Genomic DNA, 20,154 nt, shown 5'->3' with positions numbered 1-20,154 from the left:
CGGGTGTCCGGGTACGTGTCCGGTCAGTGGAATATGGCGCGCGGGCACGCCGGGGGGACTGCCAGAGTGGCCGGATGACCGATGATCAGCGCACCATCACCCTGCAGACCGCCGACGAGCGGGCCACTCTGACCAGCTTCCTCGACCACCAGCGCGACACCCTGGCGATGAAGTGCGTCGGCCTCAGCACCGAACAGCTCCGCACCCGCGTGCTGGAGCCCTCCGCACTCTCCCTGCTCGGGCTGGTCCGCCACCTCGCCGAGGTGGAACGCGGCTGGTTCCGCAACGTCCTCAACGGCGAGGACAGGCGCGGCTTCTGGAAGCACCCCGACGACACCTCCGCCGAGTGGGACGTCGAGACCGCCGACCCGGAGGAGGCCTTCGCGGTCTGGCGCCGCGAGTGCGACCACGCACGGGAACTCGTCGCCGCCGCGGAGTCGTTGGACGTCCTGGGCCACTACGGCGAGGAGGCGTTCTCGCTGCGCTGGATCCTCACCCACATGATCGAGGAGTACGCCCGCCACAACGGCCACGCCGACCTCCTGCGCGAGCACCTCGACGGCAGCACGGGCGAGTAGCCCCGGCAGCGAGCAGTCCCGGGGAGAGCGGCCGCACGGGCGCGCGGGGCCGGCGGGCCGGAAGGAGCAGGAATGCGGACCCGCCAGAAGGACCGCGACGTCCACGGGCCGCAGGAGCCCTGGAACGAGATCGTCCCCGGGCTCTGGATGGGCGGGCACTACTGCACCCCGCCCGGCGGTGAGTTCCAACCCGTCGTCGCCGGGCGGCAGTTCGACCTGGTCGTCAGCCTCTTCACGCTCCCCGGCCACGACCCGGCCCCGGGGGTCGAGCACGTCGTCCGGGAGGTGCCCGACCAGCCGCTCTCCCCCGGTCAGCTGCTCGCCGTCCAGGAGGCCGCGGACCTCACCGCCGCCGCCGTGCGCCGGGGCCGCCGGACGCTGGTGCGCTGCCACTCGGGCTACAACCGCTCGGGCCTGGTGGTCGCCCAGGCGCTGGTCGCCCTCGGGCACGATCCGGACGGGGCGGTCCGGCTGATCCGGGAGCGGCGGTCGCCCTGGGCGCTGAACAACCCGGTGTTCGTGGACTACCTGAACACCGGGTTGGACGTGGCGATCCTACTGACCGGCCTCAGCGGCTGAGGCAAGCGCGGAAGGTGACGGACCGTCAGATGTCGCGGAAGGTCTCGATCTGGGCGCCGATGGAGTTGAGGCGCTCGGCGAGGTCCTCGTAACCGCGGTTGATGACGTAGACGTTGCGCAGCACCGAGGTGCCCTGGGCGGCGAGCATCGCGAGCAGGATGACCACGGCCGGGCGCAGGGCCGGCGGGCACATCATCTCGGCGGCGCGCCAGCGGGTCGGGCCCTGGACCAGGACGCGGTGCGGGTCGAGCAGTTTGACGTCCGCGCCGAGCCGGGTCAGCTCGGTGAGGTAGATCGCGCGGTTGTCGTAGACCCAGTCGTGGATCATCGTGGTGCCGTGCGCGGCCGCGGCGATGGCGGCGAAGAACGGCACGTTGTCGATGTTGATGCCGGGGAACGGCATCGGGTGGATGGTGTCGATCGGCGCGGTCAGCTTGGAGGGGCGCACGGTGAGGTCGACCAGCCGGGTGTGGCCGTTGTGGGCCCGGTACTCCGGGGTCCGGTCGTAGTCGAGGCCCATGCCCTCCAGCACCGCGAGCTCGATCTCCAGGAACTCGATCGGCACCCGGCGGATCGTCAGCTCGGAGGAGGTGACGACGGCGGCGGCGAGCAGGCTCATCGCCTCCACCGGGTCCTCGGCCGGGGTGTAGTCGACGTCGCAGCTGATCTCCGGGACGCCGTGGACGGTGAGGGTCGTGGTGCCGATGCCCTCGATCTTCACGCCCAGCTTCTCCAGGAAGAAGCAGAGGTCCTGGACCATGTAGTTGGGCGAGGCGTTGCGGATGACGCTCACGCCGTCGTGCCGCGCGGCGGCCAGCAGGGCGTTCTCGGTGACGGTGTCCCCGCGCTCGGTCAGCACGATCGGGCGGTCCAGCGGGGTGCCCGGCTCGACCGAGGCGTGGTAGGCGCCGCCGGTGGTGGCGACCTCCAGGCCGAAGCGCCGCAGCGCCGTCAGGTGCGGCTGGACGGTACGGGTGCCGAGGTCGCAGCCACCCGCGTACGGGATGGCGAAGTGCTGGGCACGGTGCATCAGCGGGCCGAGGAACATCAGCACGCTGCGGGTGCGGCGGGCGGCCTCGACGTCCATCGCGGCGAGGTCGAGCTCGGCCGGCGGGGTGAGTTCGAGGTCGCGGCCCTCGTTCAGCCAGCGGCTCTTGACGCCGATGCTGGTGAGCACCTCGAGGATGCGGTAGACCTCCTCGATCCGGGCGACGCTGCGGATCGTGGTGCGGCCGGTGGTCAGCAGCGAGGCGCAGAGGATCGCGACGCAGGCGTTCTTGCTGCTGCGGACCTCGATCGCGCCGGAGAGGCGGGTGCCGCCGGTGACCCGGAGGTGCATCGGGCCGGAGTAGCCGAGGGAGACGATCTCGCTGTTGAGGGCATCGCCGATGCGCGCGATCATCTCAAGGCTGACGTTCTGCTTGCCCTGTTCGATGCGGTTGACGGCGCTCTGGCTGGTGCCGAGCGCCTCGCCGAGCTGCGCCTGGGACCAGCCGCGATGCTGACGCGCGGTACGGATGAGGGTGCCGATACGGGTGAGGTAGTCGCCTGTCACTCGGCAGACCATATCTCATGGTTGAGATGGCACCAGAATCAAGAGCGGACGTGGCGCCACTTTTGTCCGTTTCTCACCCCGTATGAGCCCTGGATCTTCACATCACCGCACGACAGTTCTGAGGTTCCGCTGCACGGGTGAGTCGGCCGACCGCGGGCGCCGACTGGGCGCCGCTCAGGGGCCGAGCGGCTCCGCCCGACCGACGACGGCGCCCGCGCGGTCGATGCAGATGACGTCCACCGCGACCGGTGAACCGCGCAGCACCCCGAGCGCCGTCGCCCGGGCCGCCTCGGCGACCAGGTCCCCCAGCGGCACCCCGGCCGCCCGACACAACTGCACTGCCTCCAGGCCGGTGTTGGCCGCCGCCACCGCCGCGGCCAGCTCCTCGTCCGCCCCGCCCTGCCGGGCCAGTTCGGCCAGGTAGCCCTTGTCCACCTGGGAGCGCGCCGAGTGCAGGTCGAGGTGCCCGTGGGCGAGCTTGGACAGCTTGGCGAAGCCGCCCGCGATGGTCAGTCGCGGCACCGGGTGGCGCTTGAGGTACTTGAGGACGGCCCCGGCGAAGTCGCCCATGTCCAGCAGGGCATCCTCGGGCAGTCCGTGCACCGCGACCGCGACCTTCTCCGAGGTCGAGCCGGTGCAGCCCGCCACGTGGGTGCGCCCGGCCGCCCGGGCCACGTCCACCCCGCGACGGATCGAGTCGATCCAGGCCGAGCAGGAGTAGGGGACGACGATCCCGGTGGTGCCGAGGATCGACAGCCCGCCGAGGATGCCGAGCCGGGGGTTCCAGGTCGAGCGGGCGATCTCCTCACCGTGGTCGACGGAGACCTCCACCACCACGTCCCCGCCACCACCGTGCGCCGCCGCCACCTCGGCCACCGCGTCGCGGATCATCTGCCGGGGCACCGGGTTGATCGCGGGCTCGCCCACCGCCAGCGGCAGGCCGGCCTTGGTGACGGTGCCGACCCCGGGACCGGCCCGGAACACCACGCCGGTGCCGGGCTCGCCGAGCCGTACGGTCGCGCGGATCAGGGCGCCGTGGGTCACGTCGGGGTCGTCGCCGGCGTCCTTGACCACTCCGGCCGTGGCGGCGACCGGCCGCTGGGCGGCGGGCAAGCCGTCGACGGTCGGGCTGTCGGCGGTCGGGCCGGCGGCGGTCGGGCCGGCGGCGGTCGGGCCGGCGGCGGCGAGGACCAGCTCCTCGACCGCGAGGGCGAAGGCAGGCTGCTGGCCCTTGGGGAGGGTGATGGTCACCGGGTCCGGGAACTCGCCGGTGAGCAGCGCCGTGTACGCGGCCTTGGTGGCGGCGGTGGCGCAGGCGCCCGTCGTCCAGCCGTGCCGCAGACCGCTGCTCTTCAGCTGACCGGCCCGGCCTCCCGCCCCGCCTCCCGCTGCGGCCACCTGCGCCTCGCTTCCGCAATCCGATCACGCCCGCCCCGACCACCGCGGTCGCGCCCGCCGATTCTCCCCCATCCACCCCGCCGCACGGCGCCCGGGGGCGTGCGCGCGGCCGAGGCCGGTACCCGGCCAGCGGCCAGCGAGGAGAGCCCCCCGCCGTTCTCGAACTGTTCTCCGCACGGGTCTCGCTCCGTGCGACTACCAGCGAGTAATCTGTCGCTCCGTTATTTAGCGGGTTCATGACGTGGTCCGGCGACCGGGGCACCCGGCCGGGCCGCCAGTATGTGGGGGTTTCTGTGGCAGGCATGAGACGTCGTACGTTCCTGACCGGCACCTCGGTGGCCGCCGCCTGGTCGGCCCTGTCCCTGGGCGGCGCCCAGCTCGCCTCGGCCGCGGGCCGGGACCGGGCGCTGGCGACCACGGCCGCGCGGGCCGTCAACGTCACCGGGACCACCCTGGAGCAGGTGGCCACGCCGACCGGGGCCGGCCCCTACAAGCGGCTGGCGGCCGGGCCGGGTTGGCCGCTGGTGGTGCGCGGGGAGCTCGCGGCCCCCGGCAGCGGGCGGGACGACCGCCGCACCGGGCTGGCCAGCTTCGTCCAGTTCAGCGACCTGCACCTGGTGGACACCGAGTCCCCGGTGCGCTTCGAGTTCCTGGCCAAGTTCAACGACAGCGCCTACCGGCCGCAGGAGGCCCTGAACGCCCGTGGCGTCTCGGCCCTGGTCGAGCGGGTCAACTCGCTCGCCGGCGGCCCCTACACCGGCATGCCGTTCAGCCTGGTGATGGCCACCGGTGACAACACCGACAACCACGAGCTGGCCGAGCTGGACTGGTACCTCACCGTCATGGGCGGTGGGCGGATGGCCCAGAACACCGGCGACCCGACCCGCTACGAGGGCGTGCAGAACTCCGGCAACTCGGCCTTCTGGAACCCCGAACTCGCCTACGCCGACGTCTACAAGGCGAAGGGCTTCCCGCAGGTGCCCGGCTTCCTGTCCGCGGCCGGCCGACCCTTCGACGCACCGGGCCTCACGACCCCCTGGTACACCACCGTCGGCAACCACGACGACAGCATCGAGGGCTCGCTGCCCGACTTCGGACTGCTGAACGACCTCTACACGGGCGGGCTCAAGCTGGAGGGCTGCGACGACGCGACCGCCGCCCAGCTGATGGACTCGCTGCGGCGCGACCCGGCGGGCGCCGTCCTGCTGCTGGGCAAGCTGCTCGCGAACGGCGAGGCGGTGCGCCGGGTCACCCCGGACGAGCGCCGCCACCCGTTCACCCTCAAGCAGTTCGCCAAGGCCCACCTCGACCCGGCCGTCACCGGCGCCGGCCCCTACGGGCACGGCTTCACCTCGGACATGGTGAGCAGCGGCAAGCTCTACTACACCTTCCGGATCTCGGAGAAGGTCCTCGGCATCAGCCTGGACACCACCAACCAGGCCGGTTTCGCCGACGGTTCGCTCGGCACCGCTCAACTGCGCTGGCTTGAGCAGCAGTTGAAGAACCACAGCGGGCACTGGTACGACACCAACGGGAACCGGGTGACCGGTGGCAGCACCGACGACGTGATCATGGTGTTCAGCCACCACACCAGCGGCTCGATGGGCAACCTGCTGCCCGACCCGCGCAACATCTTCGAGAAGCGGCACGACGGCAACGAGTTGACCGCCCTGCTGCAGCGCTACCCGAACGTGGTCGCCTGGGTGAACGGGCACACCCACATGAACAAGATCACCGCGCACGGCCACGCAGTGCCGGAGCGGGCGTTCTGGGAGATCAACACCGCTTCGCACATCGACTACCCGCAGCACGGGCGGATCATCGAGGTCGCGGACAACGGCGACGGCACCCTGTCGCTGTTCACCACGCTGATCGAGTCCTCCGCACCGTACGCGACGGACTTCGGCAGCACCTCGGACACCAACCTGGCGGCGCTGTACCGCGAGCTCTCGTACAACGACCCCAACGGCCGGGTCTCCGCCCTGCTCGGCGCCGGGGAGGACCACAACACCGAGCTGCTGATCACCAAGCCGACCCGGTGACGGCCGCCGGCTGACAGCTGACAGCTGACAGAAAACAGCTGACAGATTTCATCATCTGTCAGCTGTTCTCCGTCATCCGTTACACGTCCTCCGGGTACCGCCGGGGCGTCCAGACGACCTCGACCCCGCCGCCCCGCTCGACCGCCCGGGTCTGCGAGGAGCCGATCAGCAGGATGGTCCGCATGTCGACCAGCGCCGGGTCCAGCTCGCCCAGCCGGACGATCCGGATCCGCTCGGTCGGCCCGCCGACGTCGCGGGCCATCACCACCGGGGTCTCCGGCGCGCGGTACTCCAGCAGCAGGTCCCTGGTCAGGCCGACCTGGGTGGTGCGGGACTTCGAGCCCGGGTTGTACAGCGCCAGCACCAGGTCCGCCTCGGCGGCGGCGCGCAGCCGCTTCGCCACCACGTCCCAGGGCTTGAGCCGGTCCGAGAGCGACACCACCGCGTAGTCGTGCCCGAGCGGGGCGCCCGCCCGGGAGGCGGCCGCGTGGGCGGCGGTCATCCCGGGGACGATCCGCACCGGGACGTCCCGGTAGTGCGGCTCGCAGGCGACCTCCAGCACGGCGGTGGCCATCGCGAACACCCCCGGGTCGCCCGAGGACACCACGCAGACCCGGTGCCCGCGCCGGGCGAGGTCCAGGGCGAACTCGGCGCGCTCCGACTCGACCTTGTTGTCGGAACCGTGCCGCCGCTGCCCCGGCCGCTCGGGCACCCGGTCCAGGTAGGTGGTGTAGCCGACCAGGTCGGTGGCCTCGGTCAGCGCACCGCGCGCCTCGGCGGTGAGCCAGAGCGGCCCGGCCGGCCCGGTGCCGACCACGGTCACGCTGCCGACGCCGTCCGCGAGCCGGACGGCCGGCTCCAGCGGTGCGACCTTGCTCGGCAGCACGGCCACCGAGAAGTAGGGGACGCTCTCCCCCTCGACCTCGGCGAGCGGCGCGATCCGCTCCCCGTCCATGAAGGCCCGCTCCACGTACTGGGCGTCCTCCAGCCGGCCGGCCCGCTCCAGCGCCCGCCGGACGGTCGGGAAGGTGCGGCCCAGCTTCATGATCACCGCGGAGTCGGCGGCGGCGATCCGCGCCGTGAGCTCCTCCTCGGGCAGCGTGCCGGGGATGACGGTGAGGGTTTCCTCGGCCTCGGTCAGCGGCTGCCCGAGCCGGGCGGCGGCCGCGCTGACCGAGGTCACGCCGGGCACCACCTCGGTCGGGTAGCGGTGCGCGAGGCGCTTGTGCATGTGCTGGTAGGAGCCGTAGAACAGCGGGTCGCCCTCGGCGAGGACGACGACGTCGCGGCCGGCGTCCAGGTGGGCGGCCAGCCGGGCGGCGGCCTCCTCGTAGAACTCGTCCAACGCGCCACGGTAGCCGCCGGGGTGGTCGGTGGTCTCCACGGTGAGCGGGTAGACCAGCTTCTCCTCGATCTGGCCACCCGTCAGGTAGCGTTCGGCGATCGAGCGCGCGATGGAGCGGCCGTGCCGGGCGCTGTGGTAGGCCACCACGTCGGCCTTGCCGATGAGTTCGGCCGCGCGGACGGTCACCAGCGAGGGGTCGCCCGGGCCGAGCCCGACGCCGTACAGTCGGCCGGTCCCCTCGGGTCCGGCGGAAGCGGTCTGACGGTCCGTCACTCTTCTTCGCTCGCAATCGCGTTGATGGCAGCGGCGGCCATCGCGCTGCCGCCACGCCGGCCGCGCACCACCAAGTGCTCCAGGCCGGAGGGGTGTTCGGCCAGCGCCTGCTTGGACTCGGCGGCGCCGATGAAGCCGACCGGCACGCCGATCACCGCGGCCGGGCGGGGAGCGCCCGCCTCGATCATCTCCAGCAGCCGGAACAGCGAGGTCGGGGCGTTGCCGACGGCCACCACCGCGCCCTCCAGTCGGGGCAGCCACAGCTCCATGGCCGCCGCACTGCGGGTGTTGCCCATGGCGCGGGCCAGCTCGGGCACCGAGGGGTCGGTGAGGGTGCAGACCACCTCGTTGTCGGCGGGCAGCCGCTTGCGGGTCACCCCGCTCGCCACCATGTTGACGTCGCACAGGATCGGCGCACCGGCGTGCAGCGCCGCGCGCGCCGAGGCGACCACGCCGGGCGAGTACACCAGGTCCTCGACCAGGTCGGTCATCCCGCAGGCGTGGATCATCCGCACCGCGACCTGGGAGACGTCCGCCGGGAGGGCGGCCAGATCGGCCTCCGCACGGATGGTGGCAAAGGACTGGCGGTAGATGGACGCGCCGTCCTTCTCGTACTCGATCACTTCGTGGTCCTCCTGGCCTCGGCGACCGCCTCGGCCATCTCCTCGTTCGTCACGTCCACCGGAACGTCCGCGGGGGTTCCCGCGGTCGTGGCCGGCCCGTTCACCGTCACCCGGTAGCCGTGCCCCGTGGCGAGCACGTCCACCCACTGCCCGGCCGGGTGGCCGCAGCGCCGCTCGCAGCCCGACCAGTGGACGGGCAGTCCGCCGCCCCCGGCCGCCGGCGCCCCGCGCTCCAACGCCCGGGCCGCGTCGGCCCGTACGTCGGCCAGCGACTTGGCGCAGCCCGGCAGCCCGGTGCAGGCGGTGGCCCGCTCCCAGGCCGAGCCGGGCTCGGTCCGCAGCCCCGCGGCCGCCAGCGCGGGCAGCCGGTCGGCGGGGGCGCCGGGCAGCACCGCGCCCCGCCAGGGGGTCAGCCGCAGTTCGCCGGTCGAGGCGGCGACCAGCGCGCGCCACTGGCCGGCGTCGGCCCGCCCGAAGCCCATGCCGACCGAGAGCCCGCCGGGCAGCGCGCCGATCCCGGGGCGTGCACCGGCCCCGGCGGCAGCGGCCCCGACGGCCCCGGCGAAGGCGGGCAGCGGCACCGTGCCGGCCGGCAGCAGTTCGGGCACCTCGCGCAGGTGCCAGGCCTTGCGGCCGACGCCGCGCAGCGCGTCCAGGAAGGCGCGGGCCGCGTCCAGCACGGCCGTCACCTCCCGTCCGGCCTCGACCGGCTGCCCGTGGGCGGCCCGTCCGAGCCGCAGCAGCGCGGGGCCGTCCGAGGCTGCGATCAATGTCACATCGGCGTCGAGCGCGGCGACGTCGCCCCGCCCGTCGTCCAGCGCGAACAGGAACTTGCCGGAGAGTCCGGCCGCCCAGTCGCTCGCGCACAGCCGCGCGTCCAGTTCGCGCACCCAGGCCTGCACGTCGGCGTGCCCGGCCGCGTCCAGCCCGGCCAGCGGCGAGGCGACGATGTTGCGCACCCGCTCGTGGGTGTCCGAGGGCAGCAGTCCGACGGCGCGCAGCCGGTCGGCGAGTTCGGCCCCGCAGTCCGCGGCCAGGCCGCGGAGTTGGACGTTGCCGCGCGAGGTGGTCTCCAACTCCCCGTCGCCCAGGGCCTCTGCGGCCTCGATCAGGGCCAGTGCCTGACGGTCCGTCAGCAGTCCGCCGGGCAGTCGGACCCGGGCGAGGCCGCCGTCGTCGGCGGCGTGCAGGCGGAGCGCCCCGGGGCAGGCGTCGGCGCGCCCCCGGTCGGGCACGGCGGCGCCCGGCGCGGTGGCGTCGGGTGTCGGTGGCATGGCGGCGAGCATACAGATGATCCGATCGCTTGCCTCCGTCCGCTGCATCACACCGGCGGCACGCCGGGCAGCACGGCGGAGCACGCCGAACCGGCCGCCCGGCGCCGGTGAGCGCCGTACGCCGGGCGCCGTACGCCGGACAGTGCGCCCGCCCGTGCCCCGGGCGGCGGCCCGCCCGTGCCCCGGGCCCGGCGAAGCCGCCCCTCCCCCAGGTCAGCCGTACCCCGTACGATGCTGGCGGGCGGTCCCCAGCGGGCCGCCCGACGCCAGCGACGGCGCAGGGGAGGAAACCGGTGCAAGCCCGGTGCGGTCCCGCCACTGTGACCGCGGTTCACCGGGAGACCGGTCGGCCGCGGGAGCCAGGAACTCCCGCCGTCCTCCACCGGCCCGGGGCGCGGACCCCGAGGAAGGCAGAAATGCACCAGCGCTGTCGCATGCCCGCGCCCGTTCCACCGGCCACCACCGCGGCCGACCCGGCCACCACCGCGGCCATCCTGGCCACCGAAGAGGCCGGGAGGTCCTTCGCATGATCCTGCTGCTGTCCACGTCCGACACCGACCTGCTCAGCGCCCGAGCCGCCACCGGACCGGTCCCGTACCGGCTCGGCAACCCGGCCCGGCTGACCCCCGAGGACCTGCCCGCGCTGCTGGAGGGCACCGACCTGGTCGTGGTCCGCCTGCTCGGTGGTCGCCGCGCCTGGCAGGAGGGCCTGGACGCGCTGCTGGCCGGCCCCCGCCCGGTGGTCGTGCTGACCGGTGAGCAGGCCCCCGACGCCCAGCTGATGGAGCTCTCCACCGTCCCGGCCGGCATCGCCGCCGAGGCGCACGCCTACCTGGCCCACGGCGGCGCGGCCAACCTGGCCGAGCTCGGCGCCTTCCTCTCCGACACCGTGCTGCTCACCGGCCACGGCTTCGCCCCGCCCGCCTCCGCCCCGGCCTGGGGCCCGCTGGAGCGCGAAGCCCGTACGGGGAGCGGCCCGACCATCGCGGTGCTCTACTACCGCGCCCACCACATGAGCGGCAACACCGCCTTCGTGGAGACCCTCTGCCGGGCGATCGAGGACCAGGGCGCCCGGGCGAGGGCCTACTACTGCGCCTCGCTGCGCGGCGCCGAGCCCGAGCTGCTGGCCGCGCTCGGCGAGGCCGACGCGATCGTCACCACCGTGCTCGCCGCCGGCGGCACCCGCCCGGCCGACGCCCAGGCCGGCGGGGACGAGGAGGCCTGGGACGCCGGAGCGCTCGCCGCCCTCGACCGCCCGATCCTCCAGGCGCTCTGCCTCACCTGGTCGCGCGCCCAGTGGGAGGCCAGCGACGACGGCCTGTCCCCGCTGGACACCGCCACCCAGATCGCCGTGCCCGAGTTCGACGGCCGGCTGATCAGCGTCCCGTTCTCCTTCAAGGAGCTGGACGAGGACGGCCTGACCGTCTACGCCGCCGACCCGGAGCGCGCCGCCCGCGTCGCCGGCACGGCCGTCAAGCACGCCCGGCTGCGGCACGTCCCGGCCGCCGAGCGCCGCCTCGCGCTGGTGCTGTCCGCCTACCCGACCAAGCACTCCCGGGTCGGCAACGCCGTCGGCCTGGACACCCCGGCCAGCGCGATGCGCCTGCTGGAGCGGCTGCGCGCGGACGGCATGGACCTCGGCTCCGACCTGCCCGGCTTCAACGCCCCCGCCGACGGCGGCGAGGACGCCTCCCACGAGGGCGACGCCCTGATCCACGCGCTGATCGCGGCCGGCGGCTACGACCAGGACTGGCTCACCGAGGACCAGCTGGCCCGCAACCCCGTCCGCATCCCGGCCGCCGACTACCGCCGCTGGTACGCCACCCTCCCGCAGGGCCTGCGCGAGCAGGTCGAGCAGCACTGGGGCCCGGCCCCCGGCGAGCTGTACGTGGACCGCTCGCAGAACCCGGACGGCGACATCGTGCTCGCCGCGATCCGCTCCGGGAACCTGCTGGTGCTCATCCAGCCGCCGCGCGGCTTCGGCGAGAACCCGGTCGCGATCTACCACGACCCGGACCTCCCGCCGAGCCACCACTACCTGGCCGCCTACCGCTGGATCCAGGCCGCCCAGGAGGACGGCGGCTTCGGCGCCGACGCCGTCATCCACCTCGGCAAGCACGGCAACCTGGAGTGGCTGCCCGGCAAGACCGCCGCGCTGTCCGCCGAGTGCGGCCCGGACGCCGTCCTCGGCGACCTCCCGCTGATCTACCCCTTCCTGGTCAACGACCCGGGCGAGGGCACCCAGGCCAAGCGCCGCGCCCACGCCACCCTGGTCGACCACCTCGTCCCGCCGATGGCCCGCGCCGACTCCTACGGCGACATCGCGCGGCTGGAGCAGCTGCTCGACGAGCACTCCAACATCGCCGCGATGGACCCGGCCAAGCTGCCCGCGATCCGCGCCCAGATCTGGACCCTGATCCAGGCCGCCAAGCTGGACCACGACCTCGGCCTGGACGAGCGCCCCGAGGACGACGGCTTCGACGACTTCCTGCTGCACGTCGACGGCTGGCTGTGCGAGGTCAAGGACGCCCAGATCCGCGACGGCCTGCACGTCCTCGGCCAGGCCCCGGCCGGCACCGACCGGGTCAACATCGTGCTCGCCATCCTGCGCGCCCGGCAGATCTGGGGCGGCGTCAGCGCGCTGCCCGGCCTGCGCGAGGCACTCGGCCTGGACGAGGCGGCCCTCACCCTCGGCGCCACCGACGCGGCCGAGGCGCAGGCCCGCGCCCTGGTCGAGGCGATGGAGGCCCAGGACTGGGCGCCCGAGGCGGTGGAGAAGGTCGCCGCCGAACTGCCCGAGGGCGTCCGCGAGGCCGTCGGCGAGGTGCTGACCTTCGCCGCCACCCAGGTGGTGCCGCGACTGGCCGCCACCACCGACGAGCTGGACGCCGTGCTGCACGCGCTCCACGGCGGCTTCGTCCCGGCCGGCCCGTCCGGCTCGCCGCTGCGCGGCCTGGTCAACGTGCTGCCGACCGGCCGCAACTTCTACTCCGTCGACCCGAAGGCCGTCCCCAGCAAGCTCGCCTGGGAGACCGGCCAGGCGCTCGCCTCCTCCCTGGTCGAGCGGTACACCGCCGACAACGACGGCGCCTACCCGCCCTCGGTCGGACTCTCGCTCTGGGGCACCAGCGCGATGCGCACCGCCGGCGACGACATCGCCGAGGCCTTCGCCCTGCTCGGCGTCCGCCCGGTCTGGGACGACGCCTCGCGCCGGGTCACCGGCCTGGAGCCGATCCCGCTCGACGAGCTCGGCCGCCCGCGCATCGACGTCACGCTGCGCATCTCCGGCTTCTTCCGGGACGCCTTCCCGCACGTGGTCGCCCTGCTGGACGACGCGGTGCGCCTGGCCGCCGCCCAGGAGGAGCCCGAGGCCGACAACTTCGTGCGCGCCCACGTCCAGGCCGACCTCGCCGTGCACGGCGACGAGCGCAAGGCCACCGTCCGCGTCTTCGGCTCCCGCCCGGGCACCTACGGCGCGGGCCTGCTCCAGCTGATCGACAGCCGGGACTGGCGCACCGACGCCGACCTCGCCGAGGTCTACACCGTCTGGGGCGGCTACGCGTACGGCCGCGGCCTGGACGGGCGCCCGGCGCGCGAGGAGATGGAGACCGCGTACAAGCGGATCACCGTCGCCGCGAAGAACACCGACACCCGCGAGCACGACATCGCCGACTCGGACGACTACTTCCAGTACCACGGCGGCATGGTGGCCACCGTGCGCGCCCTCACCGGCAAGGCCCCGACCGCCTACATCGGCGACTCGACCCGCCCGGAGACGGTCCGCACCCGCACCCTGACCGAGGAGGCCGCCCGCGTCTTCCGCGCCCGGGTGGTCAACCCGCGCTGGATCGAGGCGATGCGGCGCCACGGCTACAAGGGCGCCTTCGAGATGGCCGCGACGGTCGACTACCTGTTCGGCTACGACGCCACCACGGGCGTGGTCGCGGACTGGATGTACGAGAAGCTCACCCAGGAGTACGTCCTCGACCCGGTCAACCGCGAGTTCCTGGCGGGCGCCAACCCGTGGGCGCTGCACGGCATCAGCGAGCGCCTGCTGGAGGCGGCGAGCCGCGGCCTGTGGGAGCAGCCGGACCCGCAGCTGATCGAGCAGCTGCAGGCCGCGTTCCTGGAGACCGAGGGCGACCTGGAGGGCGACGAGGGCTGACGCCCTCCGACCGTACGGCGGCCGGCCGCGCTCCCTCGGGGAGGGCGGCCGGCCGCGGTTCGGTCACGGGAATCCGTCCGCTTGTTCCAACGGCTCGTTCCAACGACCTGCACCGTTCCGAGGACCGGCGTCAACCACGCGTACCGCCATCTGGCACCGGCCGTCACCCGAGCGGACAATACGGGGCATGTCGCGCCGCACCGGCACCGCCGGCCCAGTCCCGAGCACGGCCCCGACCGACGCCCGGGAGCCGCACGCACCGCACCGCCACCGCTACCGGGCGCGGCTCGCCGCGCTGGCGGCCGGAGCCGTACCGGTGGTCGCGTTCCCGACCCCCGGCCAGGCCTGGCTCGCCTGGGTCGCGCTCGTCCCCGGGCTGCTGCTCGCCCAACGGGCACCGTCGGGGCGGGAGGCGGCGGTGCGCGGGTGGTGGTTCGGGGCGGGGTTCATCCTCACCGCGATGTACTGGCTGGTCCCCTCCGTCGGACCGGCGCTGCCCGTACTCGCCGTACTGTTCGGGGCCCTGCAGGCGCCGGTCGGGTACGCGGTGCACCGCCTGCTGCGCCCACCGACGACCACCCGCCGGGCACTGCTCGCCCTGCTGGTCGTCCCCGCGGTCTGGGTGGGCACCGAGTACGCGCGGTCCTGGCACGCGCTCGGCGGACCGTGGGCACTGCTCGGCGCCACCCAGTGGCAGCACCCGGCGGTCCTCGGACTCGCCTCGGCGGGCGGGATCTGGCTGGTCAGCGCCGCGGTGGCGGCCGTCAACACCGGAGTACTGATCATCCTGACGGCGGTGCCCCGGCGGCCCCAGGCGGTCGCGGCGCTGGTCACCGTCCTGGTGCTGGCCGCCGGACCACTGCTGTTCGCGCTGCGCCCGGCACCGGTCGGGGCCGGCGCGGTCACCGTGGCGCTCGTCCAGCCCGGCGTCGTCGAGGACCCGCAGGCCCGCTTCGACGCGAGCGTCCGGGCCACCGCCGACCTGGTCGGGCAGCCGGTCGACCTGGTGGTGTGGGGCGAGAGCAGCACCACCGCCGACCTCGACCGCGACCCGGCCGCCCTGGACGCGCTGCGCCGGCTCGCCGCCACCACCGGCGCCGAGGTGATGGCCGGGGAGGACGCCCGCAAGGCGGACGGGCGGATCTCCAAGGACGCGGTGCTGGTCTCCCCCGCGGGGGTGGTCGACCGCTACCGGAAGATCCGGCTGGTGCCCTTCGGCGAGTACATCCCGCTGCGGCCCGTCCTCGGCTGGATCGCCGGGGTCAGCCGGGCCGCGGGCGAGAACCGGGCCCCCGGCACGGCCTTCCACCTGCTGCCCGCCACCGACCGGGCGGGCCGGCCGCTGCCGGTCGGCGCGCTGATCTGCTTCGAGTCGGCCTTCCCGGACATGGCGCGCACCGCCGCCCGGGACGGCGCCCGGGTGCTGGTCTACCAGTCCTCCACCTCGACCTTCCAGCACACCTGGGCACCCGAACAGCACGTCTCGCTGGCCGCGATCCGGGCCGCCGAGACCGGACGCCCCGCCGTCCAGGCCTCGCTGACCGGCGTCTCGGCCGCCTTCGACGCCCAGGGCCGGCAACTCGCCCGGCTCGGCACCGACTCCACCGGCGCGCTGACCGTACGGTTGCCGCTCACCGCGCCCGGGACGCTGACCTGGTACGACCGGATCGGCGACGTGGTGCCGCTGGGCGCGCTGCTCGTCACGGCGGGCGCGGGAGCGGCCGACCTGCGTTCGCGCTCCGCCCGTCGGCGGACGGGAGGACCGGCCGTTCAGGGCCCCCCGCCGCCGTCCCCGGCCTCGCCGTCGGTGTAGACGCCGAACGGGGCGCCCTGGGCGTCGCGCAGGACGGCGATCCGCCGGCCCGGCATGGAATAGGCGGGCATCAGCACGTCCGCGCCCATCGCGACCGCCCGGCCGACGGTGTTGTCCACGTCGGCGACCGAGAAGTACGGCAGCCAGTGCGGCGCCACCTGCGGCGGGAAGCCGTCGTCCATCACCACCATGCCGCCGAAGTCCTGACCGTCCAGGCCCCACTGGGTGTAGTGCTCGGACGGCGCGACGGACCAGCCGAAGACCGCCGGGTAGAAGGCCCGCGCCCCGGCCGCGTCCCGGGTCGCCAGTTCCACCCAGCCCAGCGAGCCCGGCTCGTTGAACACCCCGGCGCCTGCGAAGGCCCGGGCCTGCCAGAGGATGAGGACGGCGCCGGACGGGTCGGCGACCACCGAGAAGCGGCCCAGGTCCGTCACGTCGGTGGGCTCCTTGCGGACCTTGCCGCCGGCCGCCTCGGCCCTCGCCGCGGTGGCGTCGGCGTCCGCGACCGCGATGGCGACCGTCCAGGCCACCGGCTGCTGCGGGGCGTAGCGCGGGGTGACGGCGGCGGCCGCGGCCTCGCCCAGGAACATCTGGGTGTAGCCGTCGTCCTCGGGGCGGACACCGCTCTCGGGGCGCCAGCCGAACAGTTCGGCGTAGAAGACCCGGGCGGCGGCCGGGTCGTCGGTGCCCAGCTCGACCCAGCAGGGGGCATCGGTGGTGACGGAGGTCTGCTTCATGGCTCTCGGCCCTTGACTCTCGGTTCTCGGCTCTCGGCTCTCGGGGACGCTCGGGCTGTATTGCGGCGCCTTGACCTGACTGTCCATCAAAGCTCTGCTCTCTCAGGAGACTTCGATCACCACCTTGCCGCGCGTGTGCCCGGACTCGACCTCGGCGAGCGCCTCGCCGGCGCGGCCGAGCGGGTAGCGGCCGGTGACCTGGGGGTCGAGGTCGCCGGCGGCGACCAGGGCGGCGAGGGCGGCCAGGGTTTCGGAGCTGGTCGAGCGGGTGACGTACGCGCCGCCGAGCTCGGCGGCGGTGGCCGGGTCGGCGGTGCTGACCAGCTCGGTCCGGTCGGTCCGGGCTCCGGCCACCGCCCGTAGGGCGTCGCCGCCGACCAGGTCGAGGATGCCGTCGACACCGTCGGGGGCGGCCTCGGCGATCCGCTCGGCGACGCCGTCGCCGTAGCGGATCTGCGTCGCGCCGAGGGACTCCACGTACGACCGGTTGGCATCGCTCGCGGTGCCGAGCACGACCAGGCCCCGACTGCGGGCGATCTGGGCGGCGGCGCTGCCGACGCCGCCGGCGATCCCGAGGATCAGCAGCGTACGCCCGGCGCCGAGGGCGAGTTGGCGCAGCGCGTCATCGGCGGTGGCGACCGAGACGCCGAGCGTGGCGGCCAGGTCGAAGCCGACGCCCTCGGGCTTGAGGGCGCTCAACTCGGCCCGCAGCAGGGTCTGTTCGGCGAAGGCGCCGGCGGCGACGAGGCCGAACACCTCGTCGCCGGGGGTGAAGCCGGTGACCCCGGGACCGATCCGCTGCACCACTCCGGAGGCCTCCTGACCCATCACGGCGGGGAGTTGGCGCTCGCGGCCGAGGAAGCCCCGGCGGATCTTCCAGTCCACGGGGTTGACCCCGGCGGCCCGAACGGTGACCGCCAGTTGCCCCGGGCCGGGGTCGAGCATCGGGCGGTCGAGGAACTCCTGCGTCTCCGGTCCGCCGTAATCGATGAAGCCGAACGCCTTGGCCATCGGTGATCCCACTCCTCGGGTAGCGCCCTGCGGCACCTGCTCCCCCGCCCCAGCATGGGGGGCGCGGCGGGGCGGGGGCGGGCGCTGGTGGGCCGAACGGGGGCGGGCGAACAAAAGACAGCTGACGGATGACAGATTTCAACATCTGTTATCCGTCAGCTGTCATCTGTTTTCTGTCATCTGTTAGCTGTCGGCTGTCGGCTGTTACCCGTCAGCCGCCACCTGCCGGCCGTCAGCCCCGCACCGCCCGCGTCACCGGGAGCCAGAGCTCCGCCTCCGCGTCGCCCGTCCCCGGGACGAAGCTGGTCCGGAGGATCTCCGGACCCGGCCGGGTCTCGTACGGGTTGGAGGGGAACCACTGGCTGTAGGTGTCCCCCCACATCTCCTGGAGGGCCTGCGGGAACGGCCCGCGGTTGGTGAACACCGCCCAGGTCCCGGCCGGGACGTGCAGGACGTCCAGGTCGTCCGGGACGACGGCGTCCTCGCGCGCCACCACCGCGTGCCAGTAGTCGAGTTCGGACCCCTCCTCCCGGTTGGGCGAGAAGTCGTCCGTCACCGACACGATGCCGAGCGGGTTCTTCGCCGTCAGGGCGGTGATCCGCTCGACGGTCTCCGCGCCCAGCCCCCGGATGAACTCGGCGATGTGCGGGTTGACCCCCAGGTAGATCAGGGGGACCCGGGCCTTCTTCCCGACGATCCGGAAGTCCGGCTTCTCGACGATCCGGTACTCCATGCTGCTGCTTCCCTCCACGATGAGTCGGAAGGACATCCGGGGTTGGGAGATGAGCGCCGCACCCTCGCGCCGGGCCTCTCCGGGCCCGACCCCGTGCATCGCCCGGAACGCCCGGGCGAACGCCTCCCCCGAGGTGTAGCCGTAGCTGACCGCGATGTCGAGCAGCGTCCGCCCGCCGTCGAGGACCTCCGCCCCGGCGACGGTCAGCCGCCGGCGCCGTACGTAGTCCGACAGCGGCATCCCGGCGAGCATCGAGAACAGCCGCCGGAAGTGGTACTCCGACGTCATCGCGATCCGCGCCAGTTCGGCCACGTCGATCTCCTGGTCCAGGCGCCGTTCGATGTGCTCCATCGCCCGGTTCAGGTGCTCCAGCACTGCCGCCCCGTCCTTCCCTTGCCGATCACCACCGTAGGAAGGACCCACCTTGCCGTACCCGACGATCGGTGCCCGCTCCGGTCGGGCGCCGATCGTCGGGTGACCGGCCTCAGACCAGGCCCTGGGCCAGCATCGCGTCCGCGACCAGTTCGAAGCCCGCGATGTTCGCGCCCACCACGTAGTCGCCCGGGTGCCCGTAGCGCTCGGCGGTGGTGTGGCAGGAGTCGTGGATGTGCTTCATGATCCCGGCGAGCCGCTGCTCGGTGTGCTCGAAGGTCCAGGAGTCGCGGGAGGCGTTCTGCTGCATCTCCAGCGCGCTGGTCGCGACGCCGCCCGCGTTGGCCGCCTTGCCCGGCCCGAAGGCCACCCCGGCCTCCTGGAGGACCCGCACCGCCTCGGGGGTGGTGGGCATGTTGGCGCCCTCGGCGACGGCCAGCACCCCGTTGCGGACCAGGGCGAGCGCGTCGGCCTCGGTCAACTCGTTCTGGGTGGCGCAGGGCAGCGCCACGTCGGCGGGCACGCTCCACACGCCCGGGCCCTCGACGAACCGCACGTGGCTGCCGCGCAGTTCGGCGTACTCGGAGATCCGTCCGCGCCGAACCTCCTTGACCTCCTTGAGCAGGTCGAGGTCGATGCCCTTCTCGTCCACCACGTAGCCGGAGGAGTCGGAGCAGGTCAGCACCGTCGCACCGAGCTGCTGGGCCTTCTCGATCGCGTACACGGCCACGTTGCCGGAGCCGGAGACGAGCACCCGGCGCCCGTCCAGGCCGTCGCCGCGGCTGGCCAGCATCTCGGCGGTGAACAGGACGCAGCCGTAGCCGGTGGCCTCGGTGCGGACCTGCGCGCCGCCCCAGCCGAGGCCCTTGCCGGTCAGGACGCCGGCCTCGTAGCGGTTGGTGATCCGCTTGTACTGGCCGAACAGGTAGCCGATCTCCCGGCCGCCGACGCCGATGTCACCGGCCGGCACGTCGGTGTGCTCGCCGAGGTGCCGGTGCAGCTCGGTCATGAAGGACTGGCAGAACCGCATGATCTCGGCGTCCGAACGGCCCTTGGGGTCGAAGTCGGAGCCGCCCTTGCCGCCGCCGATCGCCAGCCCGGTGAGCGCGTTCTTGAAGATCTGCTCGAAGCCGAGGAACTTGACGATCCCGAGGTTCACCGAGGGGTGGAACCGCAGGCCGCCCTTGTACGGGCCGAGGGCGCTGCTGAACTCGACCCGGAAGCCGCGGTTGACGTGGATGTCGCCGGAGTCGTCCGTCCACGGCACCCGGAACATCAGCTGGCGCTCGGGTTCGCAGATCCGCTCGATGATCCGGGCGTCGAGGAGCTCGGGGCGGTGGGCGAGCACCGGGGCGAGGGTCTCCAGCACCTCGTGGACGGCCTGGTGGAACTCGGTCTCGCCCTTGTTGCGGCGGACCACGTCCGCGTAGAGCGATTCGATCGCGCGCTGCTCGGCGTCGAGGCGGGGCCGGTCGGCGGCGGGAGCGGAGGAGGCGGCGGCGGAGGGAGTGGTGGCGCGGCTCGTGGGCATCTGATCAGGACCTTCCGTGGTCGTCGGTGGTCGTGCGCGAGGCGTTCCCGTGCCCAGGAAACGGGACGAAGTGTCGCAGTGTCCATGCCTCGGGTCCCGCCCCTTCCACATGCTGGACCGCCGTA

The 20,154-nt window shown here is 73.7% G+C and carries 14 protein-coding genes and 1 riboswitch; of the genes, 5 read left to right on the top strand and 9 right to left on the bottom strand.

Translation table 11 applies throughout. The features are described 5' to 3' along the window. The first annotated feature begins 74 nt into the window (after positions 1 to 74). Both ACFC1T_RS08020 and ACFC1T_RS08015 read left to right on the top strand, forming a co-directional pair. Complete coding sequence (locus tag ACFC1T_RS08020) at positions 75 to 578, top strand: DinB family protein (protein ID WP_375885043.1); 504 nt, start codon at positions 75 to 77, stop codon at positions 576 to 578. Between the two features lie 72 nt (positions 579 to 650). After that, entirely contained in the window at positions 651 to 1,157 is a 507-nt protein-coding gene (locus tag ACFC1T_RS08015; protein WP_375885041.1) for a protein phosphatase, read from the top strand. A gap of 25 nt (positions 1,158 to 1,182) precedes the next feature. Here the strand turns inward: ACFC1T_RS08015 and ACFC1T_RS08010 are convergent, their stop codons facing one another. Continuing rightward, entirely contained in the window at positions 1,183 to 2,712 is a 1,530-nt protein-coding gene (locus tag ACFC1T_RS08010) for a UDP-N-acetylglucosamine 1-carboxyvinyltransferase (protein ID WP_375885038.1), read from the bottom strand. Positions 2,713 to 2,886: 174 nt separating this feature from the next. Further along, a complete protein-coding gene (locus ACFC1T_RS08005; protein ID WP_375885036.1) occupies positions 2,887 to 4,110 on the bottom strand; it encodes a cobalt-precorrin-5B (C(1))-methyltransferase in 1,224 nt (407 codons plus the stop codon). 302 nt (positions 4,111 to 4,412) lie between these two features. Here ACFC1T_RS08005 and ACFC1T_RS08000 point away from each other — a divergent pair, with 302 nt between their 5' ends. After that, positions 4,413 to 6,152: a TIGR03767 family metallophosphoesterase gene (locus tag ACFC1T_RS08000; RefSeq protein ID WP_375885033.1), complete on the top strand. Its 1,740-nt coding sequence runs from the start codon at positions 4,413 to 4,415 to the stop codon at positions 6,150 to 6,152. Between the two features lie 79 nt (positions 6,153 to 6,231). On the opposite strand, the gene ACFC1T_RS07995 is transcribed toward ACFC1T_RS08000, so the two are convergent. The 3 genes from ACFC1T_RS07995 to ACFC1T_RS07985 are packed head-to-tail and all read right to left on the bottom strand — an operon-like array spanning position 6,232 to position 9,667. Next, complete coding sequence (locus ACFC1T_RS07995; RefSeq protein WP_375885030.1) at positions 6,232 to 7,770, bottom strand: precorrin-2 C(20)-methyltransferase; 1,539 nt, start codon at positions 7,768 to 7,770, stop codon at positions 6,232 to 6,234. Continuing rightward, a complete protein-coding gene (locus tag ACFC1T_RS07990) occupies positions 7,767 to 8,393 on the bottom strand; it encodes a precorrin-8X methylmutase (protein ID WP_375885028.1) in 627 nt (208 codons plus the stop codon). The genes ACFC1T_RS07995 and ACFC1T_RS07990 overlap by 4 nt, the downstream gene beginning before the upstream one ends. Next, positions 8,390 to 9,667 (bottom strand): hypothetical protein, encoded by a 1,278-nt coding sequence (locus tag ACFC1T_RS07985; RefSeq protein ID WP_375885025.1) that lies wholly within the window; start codon positions 9,665 to 9,667, stop codon positions 8,390 to 8,392. The genes ACFC1T_RS07990 and ACFC1T_RS07985 overlap by 4 nt, the downstream gene beginning before the upstream one ends. A gap of 283 nt (positions 9,668 to 9,950) precedes the next feature. Further along, positions 9,951 to 10,036, top strand: a riboswitch (cobalamin riboswitch). Between the two features lie 157 nt (positions 10,037 to 10,193). On the opposite strand from ACFC1T_RS07985, the gene cobN reads away from it, so the two are divergent. After that, positions 10,194 to 13,832 (top strand): cobaltochelatase subunit CobN, encoded by a 3,639-nt coding sequence (cobN, locus tag ACFC1T_RS07980; protein WP_375885023.1) that lies wholly within the window; start codon positions 10,194 to 10,196, stop codon positions 13,830 to 13,832. A gap of 187 nt (positions 13,833 to 14,019) precedes the next feature. Then, positions 14,020 to 15,645 carry an apolipoprotein N-acyltransferase gene (gene lnt / locus ACFC1T_RS07975; RefSeq protein ID WP_375885021.1) on the top strand — a complete coding sequence of 542 codons (1,626 nt, stop codon included), beginning with the start codon at positions 14,020 to 14,022 and terminating at the stop codon, positions 15,643 to 15,645. On the opposite strand, the gene ACFC1T_RS07970 is transcribed toward lnt, so the two are convergent. From ACFC1T_RS07970 to gdhA, 4 genes are all read right to left on the bottom strand, one after another. Further along, entirely contained in the window at positions 15,603 to 16,382 is a 780-nt protein-coding gene (locus ACFC1T_RS07970; RefSeq protein WP_375885019.1) for a VOC family protein, read from the bottom strand. The genes lnt and ACFC1T_RS07970 overlap by 43 nt on opposite strands. A 102-nt stretch (positions 16,383 to 16,484) precedes the next feature. Further along, positions 16,485 to 17,393 carry an NADP-dependent oxidoreductase gene (locus tag ACFC1T_RS07965; protein ID WP_375885017.1) on the bottom strand — a complete coding sequence of 303 codons (909 nt, stop codon included), beginning with the start codon at positions 17,391 to 17,393 and terminating at the stop codon, positions 16,485 to 16,487. 232 nt (positions 17,394 to 17,625) lie between these two features. After that, positions 17,626 to 18,501, bottom strand: a complete 876-nt coding sequence (locus tag ACFC1T_RS07960) for a GyrI-like domain-containing protein (RefSeq protein ID WP_375885015.1) — start codon at positions 18,499 to 18,501, stop codon at positions 17,626 to 17,628. 109 nt (positions 18,502 to 18,610) lie between these two features. Next, on the bottom strand, positions 18,611 to 20,029 hold the full coding sequence (gene gdhA / locus ACFC1T_RS07955) for an NADP-specific glutamate dehydrogenase (protein WP_375885012.1): 1,419 nt from the start codon (positions 20,027 to 20,029) through the stop codon (positions 18,611 to 18,613). Positions 20,030 to 20,154 lie beyond the last annotated feature (125 nt).

The sequence above is a fragment of the Kitasatospora sp. NPDC056076 genome (assembly GCF_042266305.1).
GTDB lineage: Bacteria > Actinomycetota > Actinomycetes > Streptomycetales > Streptomycetaceae > Kitasatospora.
The sequence above is the reverse complement of the archived record's forward strand: the minus strand, read 5'-3'. Positions and strand labels throughout refer to the sequence as shown.